Here is a 233-nt window from a genome sequence, read left to right as displayed (position 1 = left end):
CTGTAACAGTAACTGTATATATTCCAGCACTTAGTCCAGTTGCCGTTGCAGCTGTACCTCCTGATGGTGCCCATAAATAACTGTAATTGCCAGTTCCTCCAGTAGCCACTACTGAAGCAGTACCGTCATTGCCATCTTTACAAGATACATTAGTTTGCGAATCTGTTGCTGAAAGCTGAGTAGGCTCTGTAATTGAAACAGTTGCTGTTGTGAAGCATCCGTTTGAATCGGTA

General features: G+C 43.3%; 1 protein-coding gene. It reads right to left on the bottom strand.

Annotation, left to right across the window (positions count from 1 at the left end; all coding sequences use genetic code 11):
* Nucleotides 1-233, bottom strand: a 233-nt coding sequence (locus ACWA1B_RS23710; RefSeq protein WP_456911155.1) for a SprB repeat-containing protein, incomplete at both ends; no start/stop codon positions are given.

The sequence above is a fragment of the Flavobacterium xizangense genome (genome assembly GCF_054075145.1).
The sequence above is the reverse complement of the archived record's forward strand: the minus strand, read 5'-3'. Positions and strand labels throughout refer to the sequence as shown.